Genomic DNA, 18,121 nt, shown 5'->3' on the forward strand with positions numbered 1-18,121 from the left:
ACGGGCGATCAGGCCAGCTCGATGCTGTAATCTTCGATCACGGTATTGGCGAGAAGCTTCTCGCACATTTCCTTGACCTCGGCTTCGGCCTTGGCAGCATCGGTGCCATCCAGTTCGAGTTCGATGAATTTGCCCTGGCGGACGTCATTGACGCCATCAAAACCCAGGCCCTGAAGGGCGTGGTGAACGGCTTTGCCCTGCGGGTCGAGAACGCCGTTCTTCAGGGTGACATGAACACGTGCTTTCACGAGAAGCTCCTTTAAGTTCGCATGCGCGGGTCTCGCGCGAGGTTCTGTTTGCAAACAAAACGCTGTTCGACCCACATGGCCGACCAGCCATAAGAAAAGGCCGCGCGAGCGCGGCCTTGGGGTGTTATTTGGTTTCGTCTTTTTTAAGCTGCTCTATTTCGGCGGACTCAGGGAGGACACCAAGACGGCGTGCGACTTCCTGATAGGCCTCTTCGACACCGCCAAGATCGCGGCGGAAGCGGTCCTTGTCCATCTTTTCGTTGGTGATCGCATCCCAAAGACGGCAGTTATCCGGGCTGAATTCATCGGCCAGGACCAACTGCGGGAAGTCACCTTCCCAGACGCGGCCGAACTCAAGCTTGAAGTCCACCAGTTTCAGACCAATGCCGCGCATCAGACCACACAAGTAGTCATTGACGCGAAGGGTCATGCCGACAATTTCCTCAAGCTCTTCAGCACCTGCCCAGCCCAGAGCGAGGATGTGTTCATCCGACACCAGCGGATCACCCAGCGCGTCGTCCTTGTAATAGAACTCGACGATCGGGCGCGGCAGGCGTTCGCCTTCTTCAAGGCCAAGACGTTTGGCCATCGAACCGGCAACGATGTTGCGGACCACGACTTCGATCGGAACAATTTCGCACTTCTTGCAAAGCTGTTCGCGCATGTTCAGGCGGCGAATGAAGTGAGTCGGAATGCCGATTTCTGCCAGACGGGTCATGACGAATTCGGTGATCATGTTGTTCAGGACACCCTTGCCGGCAATGGTGCCGCGCTTCTGGGCGTTGAACGCCGTGGCGTCGTCCTTGAAATACTGAATGATCGTTCCGGGCTCCGTACCTTCGTAAAGAACCTTGGCTTTACCCTCGTAGATGGGCTGCTTTCTGGACATTGGCGGGATCTTTCACATCTAGGCCCGCCGTCCGACGCAGCAGGCACCCTGAAATTCGCGCCCTCCGTATAGCAGTGCTTGGCGAGAAACTCAATTGTCGCTTAAGCTCTATTTATGCAAACTTGATAATCGAAATTTGCAACCGTCAGCATCTGTATCGCAAAGGGCCGGAATTGCGGCGGTAACCTGTTGAACTGAAAAGGCGTTGATCGCCATCTGGTGTTAGACGTCGACCGGATGGAACTGTGTTTTGTCGGGCTGGCCTTCGGCAAACAGCCAGACCGGTCGCCGCGGCAGTTCATGTTCGCTTGTGGGAATCGCCGGAAGCCCGATCAGCGACGAACAGATGGTCTCAAATCCGATATTGCTGCGCACCAGCATGGCATCGGCCCGGATGTCATGATGATCCGGGTCCGGAGCCTCTGTCCCGGTATCAGCCAGAAGCGCCTGCCAGGCAAACCAGTCGTCGGCTTCGGGGTGCGGGGCCGGGGCACTGATAAAGCGTGGCAGATTGCGTTTGGTCCGCGCACTGTTTTGCGTGTCATTCAGGTCATGGGCGGTCAGAATCGAAAGGCCTTCGGGGATTTCAGTGATTTCGATCTTGCCCGTACCGCGGTTTGCCAGCCAATAGGCATCGCGGTTATCGGCGATCACCATGTTAAACGGGCGATAGGCATTGCCATCCAGTTCGGCAAGGGCTTGTGCGGCGTCAATTGCATCGGCATGGTTAAGTGCCTCAAGCGGCAGCTCGCCGCGGGATCGTTTGCCATCGGCAGGGCCCAGCGTGCCATAACGGTTGAGCACGGCGGCAACCACCCCGTCCTCATTGACACCAAGCCAAGTTCCCCCGGCGGTTTCGTCCAGGCCAGCAATGACATCAGGGCGGTCTTCCCAGTGGCGCGCAGGCGCCTTCCAGGGACGGTTATTCATTTCATCGCGATTGGCGCCAATGATCACCGGCCAGTCATGGTCGGGGCGGCGTAAAATAATGACTGTACACATGAGCCAGATCAAAGCGTGCGGAACCGCACTTTGTCAAATTCAAAAGTATCAGGCAACGGGGTGAAATCGGTGTCGTTTATTGTCATATAAAATGCTATGACAGACAATGGCTTGACCGGTTTGGCTCCGATGACAATGTGACCAGCTTACAGAAGGAATCGATAATGAGCAGCTTTAATGATCGTGAACGCGGGTTTGAAGCAAAATACAGCTTTGATCTTGAACAGGATTTTCGCGTCGAAACCCATCTTTATAAAATGCTGATCCAGTGGGCCGGCGAACAGATGGGCATGTCCCCCGAAGAATGTCAGGATTACACGCGCAAGATCATTGGCGAGGTTGTTGCCAACCCGCGCGAAAACGGTGTTGTTGCCCTGTTGCTGGCCGATTTTGGACGCAAAAATATCGACGTCACAGCCTCTGCATTGAATGTAAAGCTCGAAGAACTACGTCCGGTTGCGCGTGCAGAAGTACTGTCGTGATTGCGCGCTAGTGCATCTGCTTGGAAAACTTCTCGTTTGCTAATATGTGCAGCCTTACGTATCCTGAGCTCCCCAGACCGAAAAATTGAGTAGGTGCAACCTTTTGGTGTGGTATCCTTCGCAGGTAGGTGAAGGAGCCGATTAGGTAGATGAAAGGCGACAGCATTGCGTATCCTTTTGGCGGACGATCACGATCTTGTTCGTGAGGCAATCTCGCTACTGTTCCAACAGTATTTCGATGACTGTGAAGTGGCCGAAGCAGGGGCATTGGACCCCGCACTCGAGCTGATAGCAGCCAATAACACATTCGATCTGGTGCTACTTGATCTGCGCATGCCGGGGATGAATGGACTTGAAGGTTTGAAGCGCACCTTGGAGAAGGTGGCAGATTCGACCTTTGTGGTTCTGCTTTCTGGCGCATATCGAAGTGAAGATGTCCGCAAGGCGCTTGAGGCCGGTGCGCATGGCTTTATTCCCAAGACACTGCGTGGGCAGGCCCTGGCAAATGCTGTGCAGCTGGTTCTGGCTGGTGACAAATACCTGCCGTCGTCGATTCTGAACGACATGAATGACAACATGTCAGGCGGGGGCGATGGCGAAGGTCGCCTTGCCGGTGGCTTTGGCAGTGAGGGCGATTTTGGCCGTCTGACACCGCGTGAACGTGAAGTTCTTGCACTGCTGTCAGAAGGACGTCCGAACAAGGACATCGCCCGTCACCTTGATCTGCGCGAAATCACCGTGAAGTACCATCTGAAAAACATCTATCGCAAACTGAACGTCTCGAACCGTGCGCAGGCCGTGAAAATGGCCCTCGAAGATATGGCGCGGTCCGGAACTTTGTAGTAGGTTCGACAAAGGCAGCTCAGTTTGGCGCTCAAATCCCGGCTCGTGATTTCACGGGCCGTTTTTTGTTGCCTGAACCGGCTTTTCTCCCTCGTCATTGAAAACGAAACGAGGAAATAGTTATGACCGTCACCATCGCACTTGTCGGCGATTATAACCCGAACGTTACCGCCCATCAGGCCATCCCGAAGGCCCTGGACTTGGCCGCCGAAAATCTTGGACTCACCGTCACATTTGACTGGGTCGCGACATCCGACATTGATTGCCCTGATGCCCAAGCCCTTGATGGCTATAACGGGATATGGTGTGTGCCTGCCAGCCCGTATCAAAGTTTTGACGGTGCGCTTGCCGCCATTCGGCGTGCGCGTGAAAACCGGATTGCTTTTCTGGGGACTTGTGGAGGGTATCAACACGCGATCCTGGAATATGCCCGCAATGTTCTTGGTCTTGCCGATGCGGCAAATGCGGAAATCGATCCGGATGCTTCATTGCCCCTGATCGCACCGCTTAGCTGTGCGTTGATTGATCAGGATGGTGGTATCGACCTTGCGGAAGACAGTGTAATCCGCGATGTCTGCACTACAGCGCATTTGACGGAAACCTATCGCTGCTCATTCGGGTTTAACCCGGAATATGCCCATGTGCTTGATGGTCGGGATCTTAGGATTGTGGCCTGGGATCAGGATCGCGATCCGCGTGCGGTTGAGCTTCGCGGTCATCCGTTCTTTATCGGAACCGCGTTTCAGCCTGAACGTGCCGCCCTGCGTGGCGAAGACCATCCATTGATCAACGCTTTCGTCCGTGCCGCGGCGGGCTAACAAGATTTTTGAAGGTTCCCTGCACACCGGATGTGTGCGGGGGAGCTGATTTATCAACTTTGCTGTGATGGCAGATTTGTCAGGCAGCGTTGCATCGGTGGGGTGCGTCCCGATTGCATTACGACAACCCCGGTCAGGATTGCCACCAGTGCAATCAGATCAAGCAGTTGAACGCTTTCCCCTAAAATCAGCGAGCCGGTCAGAACGGCGATAATCGGCGGGATATAGGTCACGCTTGCCGCTTTGACCGCACCAAGATTTTCGACAACGAAGTAATAGCACAAATACGCAAAACCGGTGCCAAACAGGCCAAGCCCAAAGAACAGGCCAAGGGCGATCCAGCCATTGTCAAAGATCGCGCTGGCGCCGTCAAAGTCGGTGGTAACCAGCAATGTCAGCGCGGCGATACCCAATTGATAGGTACAAAGTGCAAGGGGCGAAATGCCAAGCGGGCTCAGGAACCGGCGGGCATAGACAAAGGACAGGCCAACGCATAGGGACCCAAGTCCGATATACCCAACCCCGGCAAGATCGCTTGCCGAAACGCTTGCGTCCCAGGGCCGCGCAATCATCGCGATCCCGATAAAGCCAACACCCAATCCGACAAGCGAGCGACGATTGACAGGCTCATCGCGCAAAAAGGCCGCCGCGGTGATAAAGGAAATCATTGGAATGGCGCCGCTCAGCATTCCGGCCAGGCTGGATGGCAAAAGCTGAATGCCCTTGGCAAAGCTGAAATAATAAAGACTGCCCGCCAGAACAGACATCACGATAAAATGGTGCGCAAAGCGCAAATGCCGCCATTTAAGTTTTCGCCCGATCAGGGCTGCGGCAAAAACCGGCAGGAACCCCATAAACACGCGAACGGCGGCAATCTGTGTCGGGGTGATCAGGGTGCTAGCACTTTTGTTAAACAGAAACGTCATGCCCCAGGCAAGGGCCAGAAACCCGAACACGATATAGGCTTTGTTTTTCATGGTGGCGGACCAGTTTGGAAAAATCATGGCCCATTGTCTAAATTTCCGGTATTTTTCACAAATCATACTATCTGGATCATGAAATAGAAAAACTGCGCTATGAGTTCATATCCACCGCTTAAATCACTGCCAGCGTTCGAGGCATCCATGCGCCTGAAAAGCTTTGCGCTGGCGGCGGATGAATTGAATGTCACGCCCGGTGCGGTGGGGCAGCAAATCCGCAAGCTTGAAGACTGGCTTGGCGTTGAACTGTTTACGCGCACAGTCCGCCAGATCACGCCAACGGCGGATGGTCTGGCTTATGCTGCGCGCATTGCACCGGCCTTGCAGCAGATCCGCGATGCCAGTCATCAATTACGCGATCAGTCAAATCATGCGGTGCGGTTCGTTATGCCGCCAAGCTTCGCAGCAAAATGGTTTTCCAAACGGATGTCGCGGTTTCTTATCGCCCATCCCGAAACCTCGCTTCATGTCGGATCATCTTCGGTCCTTTTGGATTTTGACCATGATCCGGTCGATTTGGCGGTGCGCTATTTCGATGGCGCCGATGAAAACCTTGAAACCATATTGCTGTATCAGGGGCAGGCCGCAGCCTTTTGCGCGCCATCCTATCGCGACAGGTTGGGGCTGGATCGCCCCGATGACCTTGCGCAGGCGACGTTGTTGAATGATATCCTGCATCCCTGGTGGGAAGAATGGCTGGGCAGGTTTTCAACCCTGACGGCGCCTGATATTCGCGCCATAAAGCGCGTGGAAATCGATCAGACATCCATGGCGATTGAGGCGGCAATTCATGGGCAGGGCGTTGTTCTGGCCAACCCGCTTCTGGCCGAAGAAGACATTTCCGAAGGCAAGCTGATCCACCTGTTTCCGGATCAGGTCGTGAAAGTGCCGTCAGGCTATTATCTGGTCTGGCCCAAGAACCGTGATCTGCGCGCACCGGTCAAGGAGTTCCGCGACTGGCTGTTGGCGGAGGCCAGCGACCTTGGCATCAAATAACAAACCCCGGCCGAAAGGTTTCGACCGGGGTTGTAAAAGCGGTACGGCGCGGATTACAGATCGCGGTTCATGGTGTAGGTGCCCATGTAACTTGCCTTGTCCAGAACATGGCCCTCGATCGCGGCAAGGGCATCCGGGCCAGTAAAGGGTTCTGGCAGGTCGATCTTGTCGGTATCAAGCGCATAGACCGTGAAATGATAGTGGTGAATGATCGAATCATTCCATGGCGGGCAGGGGCCGTCATAGTCGCCATAATCACCGCCCATATCGGTATCGCCGGCAAACCAGTCGGTATAGTTGTTCAGACCCGCCGTGCCATATGGCTTGGCACCGGGCATCTTGCCCTTTGGCGTGACACCATTGGACGCGACACCTTCTTCAAGCTTTGTGATGCTGGCCGGGATGTTGACCAGAACCCAGTGATAGAAATCAACACGTGGCAAGCTTGCCGGGACTTCCTTGCCTTCGATATTGACGTCCTCACCCGATGACGGGACATCCGGGTCATGGCAGATCAGGGCGAAGGATTTGGTGCCTTCGGGAATGTCGCTCCAGGAAATGGCGGGACTGATATTGTCCGATGTTTCAAACCGGCCCTCTGCCGGGATTTTACCGAACGCGAACTTGGCCGGGATCGGCGCGCCGTCTTCCCATCCTGTGATGCTCAGTTTCATTGCTATGCCTTTCCTGCAATTGACATTTTTTGATGTGTTGGCTGTGTTCGATATAGCTCAGCATCAATGATGCGCAATGTCAAAGGCCGGTATTGCAGCACTAGGCAACGAAAAAGCCCCGGCCAGACGACCGGGGCTTTAAAGCAGGCTTTGGTGTTTTGCTTAGTCCGCAAAGACGCGGGCAAAGATCGTGTCGACATGCTTGGTGTGGTAGCCAAGGTCAAACAGCGCTTCGAGCTTATCCATCGGAATGCGGTTGGTGACGTCTTCGTCGGTTTTCAGAAGCGACAGAAGATCGCCTTCGCGGTTCCAGACCTTCATCGCGTTGCGCTGAACGATGCGATACGAATCTTCGCGCGAAACACCATACTGGGTCAGGGTCAGCAGAACGCGCTGCGAGAAGACCAGACCACCCATCTGGTTCAGGATCTCGTCCATGCGTTCCGGATAGACAACAAGGTTTTCAACAACGTTGGTCAAACGCATGAGGGCGAAATCAAGCGTAACGGTCGCATCCGGGCCGATGTTACGTTCGACCGAGCTGTGCGAAATGTCGCGTTCGTGCCAAAGGGCAACGTTTTCCATCGCCGGGATCGCCATCGAACGCACCAGACGGGCAAGCCCGGTCAGGTTTTCGGTCAGAACCGGGTTACGCTTGTGCGGCATCGCCGAGGAGCCTTTCTGCCCCTTGGAGAAGAATTCTTCAACTTCGCGAACTTCGGTGCGCTGCAGGTGACGGATTTCGGTCGCCAGATGTTCGATCGACGATGCGATGACACCAAGGGCTGCGAAATAGGCGGCATGACGGTCACGCGGGATCACCTGGGTCGAAACCGGTTCCGGTTTCAGGCCAAGCTTGGCAGCAACATGTTCTTCAACACTCGGATCGATGTTGGCGAATGTGCCAACCGCGCCGGAAATTGCGCAGGTCGCGATTTCATCACGTGCGGCAACAAGGCGATCACGGTTACGTTTGAATTCCGCGTAGAAGGTCGCAAGCTTCAGACCAAAGGTCACCGGCTCTGCGTGGATGCCGTGCGAACGACCCATGCAGGGGACATCTTTGGTTTCATAGGCGCGCTTTTTAAGCGCTGCCAGAAGCTTGTCCATATCTTCAAGCAGAATGTCGGTTGCCTGGGCAAGCTGCACGTTAAAGCAGGTATCAAGAACGTCGGAGCTGGTCATGCCCTGATGGACAAAGCGGGCTTCTTCGCCAACCTGTTCGGCCAGTTCGGTCAAAAACGCGATCACATCGTGTTTGACTTCGGCTTCGACGGCATCAATGCGGTCGATGCGGTCCTGGGTATAGGGCTTGTCGCCTTTTTCCCAGACAAGCTTGGCGGACTCAGCCGGGATAACACCCAGTTCAGCCAGTTTGTCAGCAGCGTGGGCTTCGATTTCGAACCAGATACGGAACTTGTTCGCCGGTTCCCAGATGGACGTCATCTGCGGACGGGAATAACGGGGGATCATGCGGTCGCCTCCGGGCAAGATGGTTGGGTGCCGGAAATAGATCTCGATGATCGGAATGCGTAGTTGATTGTACGATCACGGCGCCGGCACGCTTTCACGGGGTCGGATAGTCCATTCCGGGCAAATTGGCAACCCTGCAGACGGGTATGGCAGGATTGTGAGGTGATTTTACCGCTCGGAAACTTGTGCGCTGTTAGAAAAATAGCAACTTATTGAGAATATATCGTGTAAGCACGCAGGATGTATCTTCGACGACGCGGTTAATCCGAATGCGAAGTGGGCAGAATTTTTATGGCGCGTGAACGCGACGGGGCCAACAATCATCAGAAAGATGTGACACAGGTCCGCAATACAGACGCAAACTATCTGGCGGAACTGGTTGAACTGGGTATCGCCCTGTCGGCACAGCAGGGGCGCGAAGAGCTTAACCAGAAAATCCTGATGGCCGCGCGCAACTTCACCAACGCCGATGGTGGATCGCTTTATGTCGTCAATCAGGACGAAAGCGAGCTTCATTTCCGTATCATGGTCAATGATACGCTTGAGACGTTCTTTGTCTCGGGCCGGGAAACCGAGAAACCATTCCCACCCTTGCCACTTTATGACGACGAAGGCCGCCCGAACTACGCCAATATCGCGACCTATGTCGCGCTGACCGGCAAGGCAATCAATATTGATGACGCCTATAGTGCAGAGGGCTTTGATTTTACCGGCACCCGGGCATTTGATGCCAAAACAGGGTATCGGTCCAAATCCTTCCTTACCGTGCCGCTTAAAAATACCAGCGGCGTTGTGATCGGCGTTTTGCAGCTGATCAATGCACGTGACGATGCGGGCAATGTGATTTCCTTTGATCCGGCGATTGAGCCGATCATCAATGCGCTGGCCAGTCAGGCGGCGGTTGCCATTGAAAACAGCCGGTTGCTGGTGGCGCAGCGCGACCTGATGGAAAGTTTCGTCCGCGTGCTGGGTCAGGCGATTGATGCCAAATCACCGCACACCGCAGGCCATTGTTCGCGGGTTCCGATCATAGCGCGCATGCTGGCGCAGGCGGCTGTGGATGACCGGGATGGCACATTTTCCAATTTCTATCTTACAGATATGGAATGGTACGAGCTTGACCTGTCGGCCTGGCTTCATGATTGCGGCAAGATCGTTACCCCTGATCATGTGATGGAAAAAGCCACCAAGCTTGAAACCATCCATAACCGTATTCACGAAGTCCGCACACGCTTTGAAGTGCTGCGTCGTGACGCCGAGATCGATATGCTCAAACGCAAGCTTGATGGCGAGGACGCACTTCAGTGCGAGGCCGATTTTGCCCGCCGGGTGACCGAACTTGAAACCCAGTTTGCCATGGTCGCGGATGCCAACATTGGCGATACAGAACTTGATACCGACACCATCTTTGCCCTGCATGACATCGCAGAGCAGGAATGGACGCGGTATTTTGATCGCACCATCGGCTTGTCCTGGTCGGAACAACAGCGCCTTGATGATGCGAAACTGGCCGAACTGCGCGCAACTGGCACTGAAAAGCTTCTGATGGATCGTGAAACCGACATCTATAACGGTTTTAACCGGGGCGAGCTATATAACCTCTCGATCCCGCACGGCACCCTGACATCGGAAGAACGTCAGGTGATCAACGATCATGTCGTCATTACCCAGGATATGCTGGCCCAATTGCCATATCCCAAGGAACTGCAACGCATTCCCGATATTGCCGGAAATCATCATGAAAAAATGGATGGGTCAGGGTATCCGCGTGGTCTGACGGGCGACGATATGGGCATCCTCGAAAAGGTCATGGTGATCGCCGATGTGTTCGAGGCGCTGACAGCGGTGGATCGTCCCTATAAACGGCCGAAAACATTGTCTGAATGTATCTCGATCCTGGCTGATATGCGCGACAAGGGGCAAATCGACAGCGACCTGTTCGAGCTTTTCCTGACAAGCGGCACTTATCAGGAATACGGGCGCAAGTATTTGCGCGAAGATCAGCGCGACGAAGTCGATATCGCACAGTTCATCATCTCCAATCCTGACTAGACAGCTTTCGGCGCACGGATCAAAAAAAGACCGCCACAAGGGCGGTCTTAAAAGTTCGGGTGCAGTTTCTTGGGAGGCTGTTGTTGAACTAGATGCTGTCATGGAAGTGACATGCGACTTCCTGACTGTCTGAAACGCGTTCCAGTACCGGTGGCTCCTGTGCGCATTTATTCTTGGCAAATGGGCAGCGGGTCCGGAACACGCATCCTGATGGTGGTGACAGCGGGCTTGGCAAATCACCGGTCAGAACAATGCGTTCCTTATTGCGTTCGATCTCGGGATCGGGGATTGGAACGGCAGAAATCAGGGCCTTGGTATAGGGGTGTCGTGGTGCGGCATAGATGCTGTCACGGTCTGCAAGTTCGGCGACATTACCCAGATACAGCACCATGATGCGGTGACAGATGTGGCGGACAATCGACAGGTCATGGCTGATGAAAATCAGTGACAAGTCAAATTCACGCTGCAATTCCTGCAACAGATTGACGATCTGGGCCTGAATGGAAACATCAAGCGCTGAGACCGGCTCGTCACAGACAATCAGTTTGGGTTCCAGGATCATTGCACGCGCAATGCCGATGCGCTGGCACTGGCCACCGGAAAACTCATGCGGATACCGGTTGATCATTTGCGGCAGCAGGCCAACGCGCGCCATCATGCGTTTGACCCGTGCCTTGATTTCTTCCTTGCCGAGTTCCGGCTTATGGGTGACCAGCGGTTCGGCAATGATTTCGCCAATCGTCATGCGCGGGTTCAGGCTGGCCAACGGATCCTGAAAAATGATCTGCAGGTCCCGACGCAATGGCTGCATGTCACGATGTGGGGCACCGACAATGTTCTTGCCGAGCCAGGCAACCTGGCCATCGGTTGGTGGGATCAATTGCAGGATCGCACGGCCAAGCGTGGATTTGCCACAGCCGGACTCCCCGACAATACCAAGTGTCTCGCCGGGATAAAGATCGAAATTGACGCCATCCACGGCCTTGAGCTGCCGGTCAGGCGCAAACAGGCCCTTGGATGGGATCGGGAAATGAACCTTGAGATCGCGGACCGACAGGATCGGTGAAGCGTCTTTTTTTGCGGAATTGTTCATCACGCTCATTTGTCATCCTCCCGGAAACAGGCGCTGGCCCGGCCATTGCCAAATTCCCTCAAAAGCGGGCGTTCCGCACAGCAGCGATCAAACACATATTCGCAACGTTCCTGATAGGCGCAGCCTTTTGGAAGGTTCTGCAAGTTGGGCGGCTGGCCGGGAATGGCAAACAGGCTTTCTTCATCGGCGCGATCAATCCGTGGCATCGATTTCAAAAGGCCTTCGGTATAGGGATGATGACTGTCGTAATAGATGTCGCGGACCGATCCGGTTTCGACAACACGCCCGCCATACATCACCATCACCCGGTCACAAAGACCCGCCACCACGCCCAGATCATGGGTGATCATCACGGTGGCTGTGTTGAAGTCTGTTTGCAGATCGCGCAACAGATCAAGGATCTGTGCCTGTACCGTTACATCAAGGGCGGTGGTTGGTTCATCGGCAATCAGAACTTCCGGGTCACATAACAGCGCCATGGCGATCATGACGCGTTGGCGCATGCCGCCGGAAAACTCATGCGGATACATGTGAACGCGCTGGGCCGCGCCGGGAATTCCGACACGATCAAGCATGGTGATTGCGCGCGCCAAGGCATCGCTTTCCGACATGCCACGATGTTCGACCAGAACTTCCGTCATCTGCCGGGAGATTTTCAGAAACGGGTTCAGTGATGTCATCGGATCCTGAAAGATCATCGACATCGACACACCGCGAATTTTGTTCAATTCGCGGGTCTGCAGATTGAGGATTTCCTTGTCCTTGTATCGGACCGAACCGGTGGATGCGCCGTTTTTGGCAAGCAATCCCATCAGCGACAGGAAAATCTGTGTCTTGCCGGATCCGGACTCCCCGACAACACCAAGCGTCTCGCCCGGATCAATGTGGAAATTGACGTTATTGACGGCCTCGACCTCGCCATCCGGGGTCTGAAAGCGCGTGGTCAGGTTTTCGACAGTCAGAATATGATTTGTGGTCATGGTTTTTCCTTGTCCTCCCTTACCTGTCTTTCGGATCAAGCGCATCGCGCAGACCGTCACCGATGAAGTTAAAACAGAACAGGGTGAGTGCCAGGAACACAGCCGGATAGATCAGCATCCATGTTGATGCCTCGATCACCTTGGCCCCTTCGGAAATCAGAACGCCCCAACTTGTCAGCGGCTCTTGTACGCCCAGTCCAAGGAAGGACAGGAAGCTCTCGGTCAGGATGACTTGCGGAATGGTCAGCGTCATATAGACAATGACCGGGCCCAGCACGTTGGGAATGATGTGGCGGAAAATGATCTTGAAGTTCGAAACACCGGTTGCGTGGGCCGCTTCGATAAATTCGCGCCGACGTAACGACAATGTCTGACCGCGGACAATACGGGCCATGGTCAACCATTCAACCGCGCCAAGGGCGACAAAGATCAGGAAGATGTTTCGGCCAAACACCACCATCAACATGATGACAAAGAACATGAAGGGCAGGGAATAAAGCACATCGACAAACCGCATCATGATGCTGTCGATCTTGCCGCCGAAATATCCGGCAACTGCGCCGTACGTAACGCCGATGATCAGCGAAACCGTGGTAGCCAGAAGCCCGACCGCAAGTGATACACGCGCGCCATAAAGCACCCGGATAAACAGATCGCGGCCATTGCCATCGGTGCCAAAGATATGGCCGTTTTCCCAGTTCGGACCTTCCTGGATATAGCCCCAGTCGATCTGGTCATAGGCATAGGGGCTCAGAAGCGGGGCAAAGATCGCGAGTAACGTAATAATGCCCAGAATGATCATTGAGGCGACAGCCGCCTTGTTGCGGAACAACCGGATACGGGCATCGCGCCACAGGCTGCGACCTTCGATTTCTTCGGCCGCGCCGGCTGATTGCAGCAGAGCTGTTTTTTCAGATTTATTCATTATCAGCGTGACTTCAGTTTGGGATCAAGAAGGCCGTAAATCATGTCGACCAGGAAATTCAGCAGAATGATCATCACCGCATAGACAATCACCACCCCCATCACGAGCGGGTAGTCGCGGTTCAGCGCTGCCTTGATGAAATAGGTGCCGATACCGGGCACGCCAAAGATGCTTTCGATCACGACCGAGCCGGTCATGACGGCCGCCGTTGCCGGACCAAGATAGGAAACAACCGGTAACAGCGCGCCCTTGATGGCGTGGCGATTGACGACAAGCGTCTCGCGAAGGCCCTTGGCACGTGCGGTTCGGATGTAATTCGAATGCAGAACCTCGACCATCGATCCGCGGGTCAGACGTGCGATATAGGCAATCTGGGGCAGGGCAAGTGCGATGATCGGAAGGATTTTGTATTCAAGTTCCCCATCCCCCCAGCCAGCGGTCGGCAGGATCGACAGATAAAGCCCAAATACCAGCGATAATAACGGCGCCATGACAAAGTTCGGAATGGCGATGCCGATCATCGCGACACCCATGACAACGAAATCAACCGCGCTGTTTTGTCGAATGGCGGCATAGGTGCCAAACGCGACGCCAAACACAAGCGCAATGGCAATCGCACTCAAGCCCAGCTGCATCGAGGCAGGGGCACCTGCCATGATCAGTTCGGCAACCGAAAAGTCGCGGATTTTAATTGATGGTCCGAAATCGCCTCGGAAAAGCTTGCCGATATAGATCGCGTATTGTTCGACCAGCGGCTTATCAAGGTCATAGGCAGCCTTGATGTTCTTTTCGATTTCCGGCGGCAATGCGCGTTCCTGATCGAACGGGCCGCCCGGTGCGATACGCATCATGAAGAAGGCGACTGTGATCACGATGAACAATGTCGGGATCGCGATCAGCAGGCGCCGAATGGCGTAAGATAACATTTTCTCTCATCCCCGTCGGGGTGGTCACAGGCTGCGGGCGGGAGGAACACCACACAGCCTGCGACACGAAGGCAGGATTTACTCGGCGATGTCGAGCCAGCGGGTCAGGTGACGATCCGGGGCATTATCGATCCAGCCCTTGATCTTTGGTGAGACCAGCTGTTTCGAGACATAGTAGTAAATCGGGATGTAGGGCTGTGCCTCCATCATGATGGCTTCTGCGCTATGCATCAGTTCTGCACGCTTTTTCAGGTCGCCTTCATTCTCGGCAGCCAGCATCAATTCGTTGTAGCGCGGGTTATCAAATGCTGCATAGTTCAGCGGGCCGGTGCGTTCCTCGCCGAGGAACAGGAAGTTCTGCGCGTCGTTGTAATCGGCAATCCAGCCAGCACGGGCGACTTCAAAGTCACCGACTTTCAGGTCGGCATAGTGGATTTTACCTTCGGTGTTAAACAGCTCTGCATCGACGCCGATCTGTTTCCACATGTTCTGTACCGCAATCGCGATGCGTTTGTGGTTTTCAGATGTGTTGTAACGCAGCGTGAATTTAAGCGGGTTTTCAGCGGTATAACCGACTGCTTCCATCAGTTTCTTGGCTTCGGCGACCTTGTCACCATACGAAAGGTCTTTCCAGGAAACATATGCAGGCTCGGTATAGTTACCGGTTCCCGGCGGAACAAAGGAATAAGCCGGAAGTTCGCCGGTTTTCAGAACCGCGTCGGTGATTGCTTCGCGGTTGATCGCAAGCGACAGTGCCTTGCGGACGTTCGGATCCTGGAATTTCTCTTTGTCGGTGCGGATCGCGTAATAATAAATGCCAGCATAGGGCGCGATGCGCAGGCTGTCGGCCAAATTGTCACGCAGCCAGGAAATCTGTTCGGATGCGATGTCGCGCGCAACGTCCAGCTCTTCGGCACGGAAACGGTTCTGCATCGCCGTGCGGTCTTCGTAGGTGTAATAGATCACCTCGTCGATCGGAACGTTTGCGGCGTCATAGAATTCTTCGTTCTTGACCAGTTTGGTGTGAACGTTTGGCACCCATTCGACAAGTTTGTAAGCGCCGTTCACAACGATATTTTCCGGCTTTACCCAATCCTTGCCGTATTTTTCAACGACATGACGCGGAATGGCGAAAGCGGTCTGGTGGGTCAGCTGTGCCAGGAAATAGGGGGCAGGTGCGGTCAGTTTGACTTCGAGGGTATGGTCATCAATGGCCTTGGCTGCGAGTTTCGCGCCATCCTTGCCAGTGTTAACTTCCTCAGCACCTTCGATGATGTAAAGCAGGGATGCGTATTCCGCACCCAGTGCCGGATCAAGAAGACGTTCCCAGCCGGCGATAAAGTCCTGTGCCGTCACCGGGGTGCCATCCGACCAGTTATGGTCGCGGATTTTGAAGGTGTAAGTCATTCCGTCTTCAGAGACGGTCCAGCTTTCGGCTGCACCGGGAACCGGTTGGCCATCCGGGCCATATGTCAGAAGGCCCAGCGACATATCATCGGAGATACGGCTGGTCTGAACGGTAGAGATGAAATGCGGATCCATTGACTGCGGTTCGCCGTCGTTACCAATTCGCAGGATCTTTTCGGCCTGCGCCTGGCTGGTCGACAACATCGTCATCGATCCGGCAATCAAGGCGGTACCCAAGACAAAAGCACGTGAGGATTTTAGCAACCCGTTCACGAGACCTTTTGCAGTCATCGCGTTGTCTGACATCTAAAATGTCTCCCTTGTCATTTTGATTTTTCGTTACGTACCTCCCAGAAAGTACGTACGTGAAAATACTGATCCGGGTATGCGCTTACTGCAAGGTAGATTCTACACAACGGGGCAGATAGATTAATGCTTGCGCGGGAAAACGTTTTCAATCGTTAATTGTTGTGCATATGGGGATTTATGTCGAATTTATTACGGCGTTTGGCGTTCTTAACACCGATCGTCCGAAAACCGCCAGGATGATATGGTTTCAGTGGATGATCGCGCAAAAGTGGTGGTCTGTGCTGACACCGTTCCCATTCGACCGTCTCGCACATCACAAGATGCGACCGAATCGCAAGAAACCCGGCCCATATGGCGGTCACAGGACGGATTTTAAAACAGCAGATATTTGAAAGGGAACTCTTTTGCAGACCCGGTGGCGATCTGATTGCAATTTTACGAACGCGTGGAACCTATCAAGAATATGGGTGAAAATAAGTGCGTGAAGAACAGTGCGATCAAGGCGATATTGCATAAATCGGGTTGTTTTGATCGCAGTGCCTGCATCCATCTTGCTGAGGCCCTTCAAGTAAGTCTTGGTTGCAGCGTGCCTGATAGTCGCGTATTTCCGTAGAGTTCGTTGCGGCCCTTGCGTTCTGCTCGGCCAAGCATATCCCACCAACAGAAACCGCCACTGAAGGCGCAGGAATGATTGAAACATTCGACATTCTTTTTCTGATCGTTTCGGTTCTTGGCGTATCGCAGGCGATTTTCCTGATTGTCCTGTTGATGGACGAAGGCAAGCGTTCTTTTCGCGCCAATCGCTGGCTCATGGTGTTCGGATTTTCGGTCGGTATGAGTTTTATCGACGATACGTTCGACCCGTTCATCAGTCCGATAGTGAACCTGTATCTTGTGCCGGTTTTTGCGCCATTCTTTTTTGCCTTTATACCGTCGATATATTTGTATTTTCGGGAAGTTTCCGGCAATCCGGTTTCCCGGCCCTACCGGCATTTTCTGGTATTAATCCCGGTGACTGCAGCGATCGGGCTTATGGTTTACCTAAAAAGTACGCGGATGGTCGCCAATCAGGATCATGTGCGTGATGTCGGGTTGCAGATTGCGTTTTCATCGCAAGGGCTTGCCAATTTGGTTCTCCTGGCGATTGTCATCCTGTTTTGCGTGTCGTTTGTCGGTTACATGGCTGGGATATGGCGGCTCGCGCGGCGTTATTTGCGACAAGCCAATTGGCAACTCCAAGCCGACAGTGAACGAATGCGTCGCTGGATTATCGAACTTCTTGTCGGGATGACGGTGTTGTTTACCGTCTTCACCTTGACCAATTTGCTGGATCTGTTTGTCTTTCACGCGGAATGGCTGTCGCTTGGTGTCAAGGTGGGGTTTGTGGTTGTGTTCTTCCGCATGTGTCAGGTTATTGCGCAGAACCCGGCGATCTTTGTGCAAGCGGAAACCGAAGACGGTGCCCAGGACAATCTGCCTGAACGTCAGGAAACCGGCCAAGGGCCGGACACCCAGCAGCCCCCGTTGTTGCGTGCAATTGTTGATGACCCCGGCATCGACCGTATTCGCACCCGCCTTGCAAGGATCGTTGCAGACCGCAATGTGATGCTTGATCCATTGCTCACCATGCCGAAACTGGCTTCTGCTGTCGGGGCGACGCCCAACCAGCTTTCCTTTGTCTTGAACCAGCATCTGGGCAAAAGCTTCTTTGATTTCGTTAATGAAGTCCGGGTTGACGAGGCTTCTCGCCTGCTGATCGAGGAACCAAATCGCACGATCCTAGATATCGCAACCGAGGTCGGCTTCAATTCGAAATCGACCTTCAATCAGGCGTTCAAGAAAATCACCGGTCATACACCAAGTAACTATCGTCAGAACAATTTCGCAAAATCAAATAGTTAAGGCGTATGAATGCGCATTCGTACCTGTTTGGCACGGATTGTAAGTACAAGGCTATAAAACCGGACGCCTTCTTTGGCACGCTCGGGCAATGTCGCGACATCAACAACACAATTGGGATGTTT

The 18,121-nt window shown here is 54.0% G+C and carries 17 protein-coding genes; 6 read left to right on the plus strand and 11 right to left on the minus strand.

Translation table 11 applies throughout. From position 1 onward, the window contains the following. Positions 1-8: 8 nt before the first annotated feature. The 3 genes from purS to WBY09_RS06815 form a co-directional block, all read right to left on the minus strand. Positions 9-248, minus strand: a complete 240-nt coding sequence (gene purS / locus WBY09_RS06805; RefSeq protein WP_008891731.1) for a phosphoribosylformylglycinamidine synthase subunit PurS — start codon at positions 246-248, stop codon at positions 9-11. Positions 249-372: 124 nt separating this feature from the next. Continuing rightward, positions 373-1,137: a phosphoribosylaminoimidazolesuccinocarboxamide synthase gene (purC, locus tag WBY09_RS06810; protein WP_008891730.1), complete on the minus strand. Its 765-nt coding sequence runs from the start codon at positions 1,135-1,137 to the stop codon at positions 373-375. Positions 1,138-1,359: 222 nt separating this feature from the next. Next, positions 1,360-2,139, minus strand: a complete 780-nt coding sequence (locus WBY09_RS06815) for an NRDE family protein (RefSeq protein WP_336232312.1) — start codon at positions 2,137-2,139, stop codon at positions 1,360-1,362. Positions 2,140-2,303: 164 nt separating this feature from the next. Between WBY09_RS06815 and WBY09_RS06820 the strand changes: the two genes are divergently transcribed. The 3 genes from WBY09_RS06820 (at position 2,304) to WBY09_RS06830 (ending at position 4,282) form a co-directional block, all read left to right on the plus strand. Next, complete coding sequence (locus tag WBY09_RS06820) at positions 2,304-2,621, plus strand: DUF1476 domain-containing protein (RefSeq protein WP_008891728.1); 318 nt, start codon at positions 2,304-2,306, stop codon at positions 2,619-2,621. 165 nt (positions 2,622-2,786) lie between these two features. Further along, positions 2,787-3,464: a response regulator gene (locus tag WBY09_RS06825; RefSeq protein WP_008891727.1), complete on the plus strand. Its 678-nt coding sequence runs from the start codon at positions 2,787-2,789 to the stop codon at positions 3,462-3,464. A gap of 122 nt (positions 3,465-3,586) precedes the next feature. Continuing rightward, positions 3,587-4,282, plus strand: a complete 696-nt coding sequence (locus WBY09_RS06830) for a CTP synthase C-terminal region-related (seleno)protein (protein ID WP_336232313.1) — start codon at positions 3,587-3,589, stop codon at positions 4,280-4,282. Positions 4,283-4,335: 53 nt separating this feature from the next. On the opposite strand, the gene WBY09_RS06835 is transcribed toward WBY09_RS06830, so the two are convergent. Then, on the minus strand, positions 4,336-5,259 hold the full coding sequence (locus tag WBY09_RS06835; protein WP_336232314.1) for a DMT family transporter: 924 nt from the start codon (positions 5,257-5,259) through the stop codon (positions 4,336-4,338). Between the two features lie 99 nt (positions 5,260-5,358). On the opposite strand from WBY09_RS06835, the gene WBY09_RS06840 reads away from it, so the two are divergent. Next, positions 5,359-6,258 carry a LysR substrate-binding domain-containing protein gene (locus WBY09_RS06840; RefSeq protein ID WP_336232315.1) on the plus strand — a complete coding sequence of 300 codons (900 nt, stop codon included), beginning with the start codon at positions 5,359-5,361 and terminating at the stop codon, positions 6,256-6,258. Between the two features lie 53 nt (positions 6,259-6,311). Here WBY09_RS06840 and WBY09_RS06845 read toward each other — a convergent pair whose 3' ends face one another. Both WBY09_RS06845 and purB read right to left on the minus strand, forming a co-directional pair. After that, positions 6,312-6,932: a YbhB/YbcL family Raf kinase inhibitor-like protein gene (locus WBY09_RS06845; protein WP_336232316.1), complete on the minus strand. Its 621-nt coding sequence runs from the start codon at positions 6,930-6,932 to the stop codon at positions 6,312-6,314. Positions 6,933-7,094: 162 nt separating this feature from the next. Beyond that, the gene (gene purB, locus WBY09_RS06850; RefSeq protein WP_008891722.1) at positions 7,095-8,405 is read right to left on the minus strand and encodes an adenylosuccinate lyase; all 1,311 of its coding nucleotides are present in this window, start codon (positions 8,403-8,405) and stop codon (positions 7,095-7,097) included. A gap of 291 nt (positions 8,406-8,696) precedes the next feature. Between purB and WBY09_RS06855 the strand changes: the two genes are divergently transcribed. Beyond that, on the plus strand, positions 8,697-10,457 hold the full coding sequence (locus WBY09_RS06855; RefSeq protein ID WP_336232317.1) for an HD domain-containing phosphohydrolase: 1,761 nt from the start codon (positions 8,697-8,699) through the stop codon (positions 10,455-10,457). 88 nt (positions 10,458-10,545) lie between these two features. Here the strand turns inward: WBY09_RS06855 and WBY09_RS06860 are convergent, their stop codons facing one another. The 5 genes from WBY09_RS06860 to WBY09_RS06880 form a co-directional block, all read right to left on the minus strand. Next, a complete protein-coding gene (locus tag WBY09_RS06860) occupies positions 10,546-11,559 on the minus strand; it encodes an ABC transporter ATP-binding protein (RefSeq protein ID WP_197145521.1) in 1,014 nt (337 codons plus the stop codon). Continuing rightward, on the minus strand, positions 11,556-12,530 hold the full coding sequence (locus WBY09_RS06865) for an ABC transporter ATP-binding protein (protein WP_197145520.1): 975 nt from the start codon (positions 12,528-12,530) through the stop codon (positions 11,556-11,558). The genes WBY09_RS06860 and WBY09_RS06865 overlap by 4 nt, the downstream gene beginning before the upstream one ends. A gap of 19 nt (positions 12,531-12,549) precedes the next feature. Beyond that, entirely contained in the window at positions 12,550-13,455 is a 906-nt protein-coding gene (oppC, locus tag WBY09_RS06870; protein ID WP_197145519.1) for an oligopeptide ABC transporter permease OppC, read from the minus strand. Positions 13,456-13,457: 2 nt separating this feature from the next. Next, entirely contained in the window at positions 13,458-14,381 is a 924-nt protein-coding gene (gene oppB / locus WBY09_RS06875; protein WP_197145518.1) for an oligopeptide ABC transporter permease OppB, read from the minus strand. A gap of 78 nt (positions 14,382-14,459) precedes the next feature. Then, positions 14,460-16,094 (minus strand): peptide ABC transporter substrate-binding protein, encoded by a 1,635-nt coding sequence (locus WBY09_RS06880; RefSeq protein WP_197145517.1) that lies wholly within the window; start codon positions 16,092-16,094, stop codon positions 14,460-14,462. Between the two features lie 690 nt (positions 16,095-16,784). Between WBY09_RS06880 and WBY09_RS06885 the strand changes: the two genes are divergently transcribed. Next, a complete protein-coding gene (locus tag WBY09_RS06885) occupies positions 16,785-17,999 on the plus strand; it encodes an AraC family transcriptional regulator (RefSeq protein WP_197145516.1) in 1,215 nt (404 codons plus the stop codon). Positions 18,000-18,121 lie beyond the last annotated feature (122 nt).

The sequence above is a fragment of the Thalassospira sp. CH_XMU1458 genome (assembly GCF_037027205.1).
Classification (GTDB): domain Bacteria; phylum Pseudomonadota; class Alphaproteobacteria; order Rhodospirillales; family Thalassospiraceae; genus Thalassospira; species Thalassospira tepidiphila.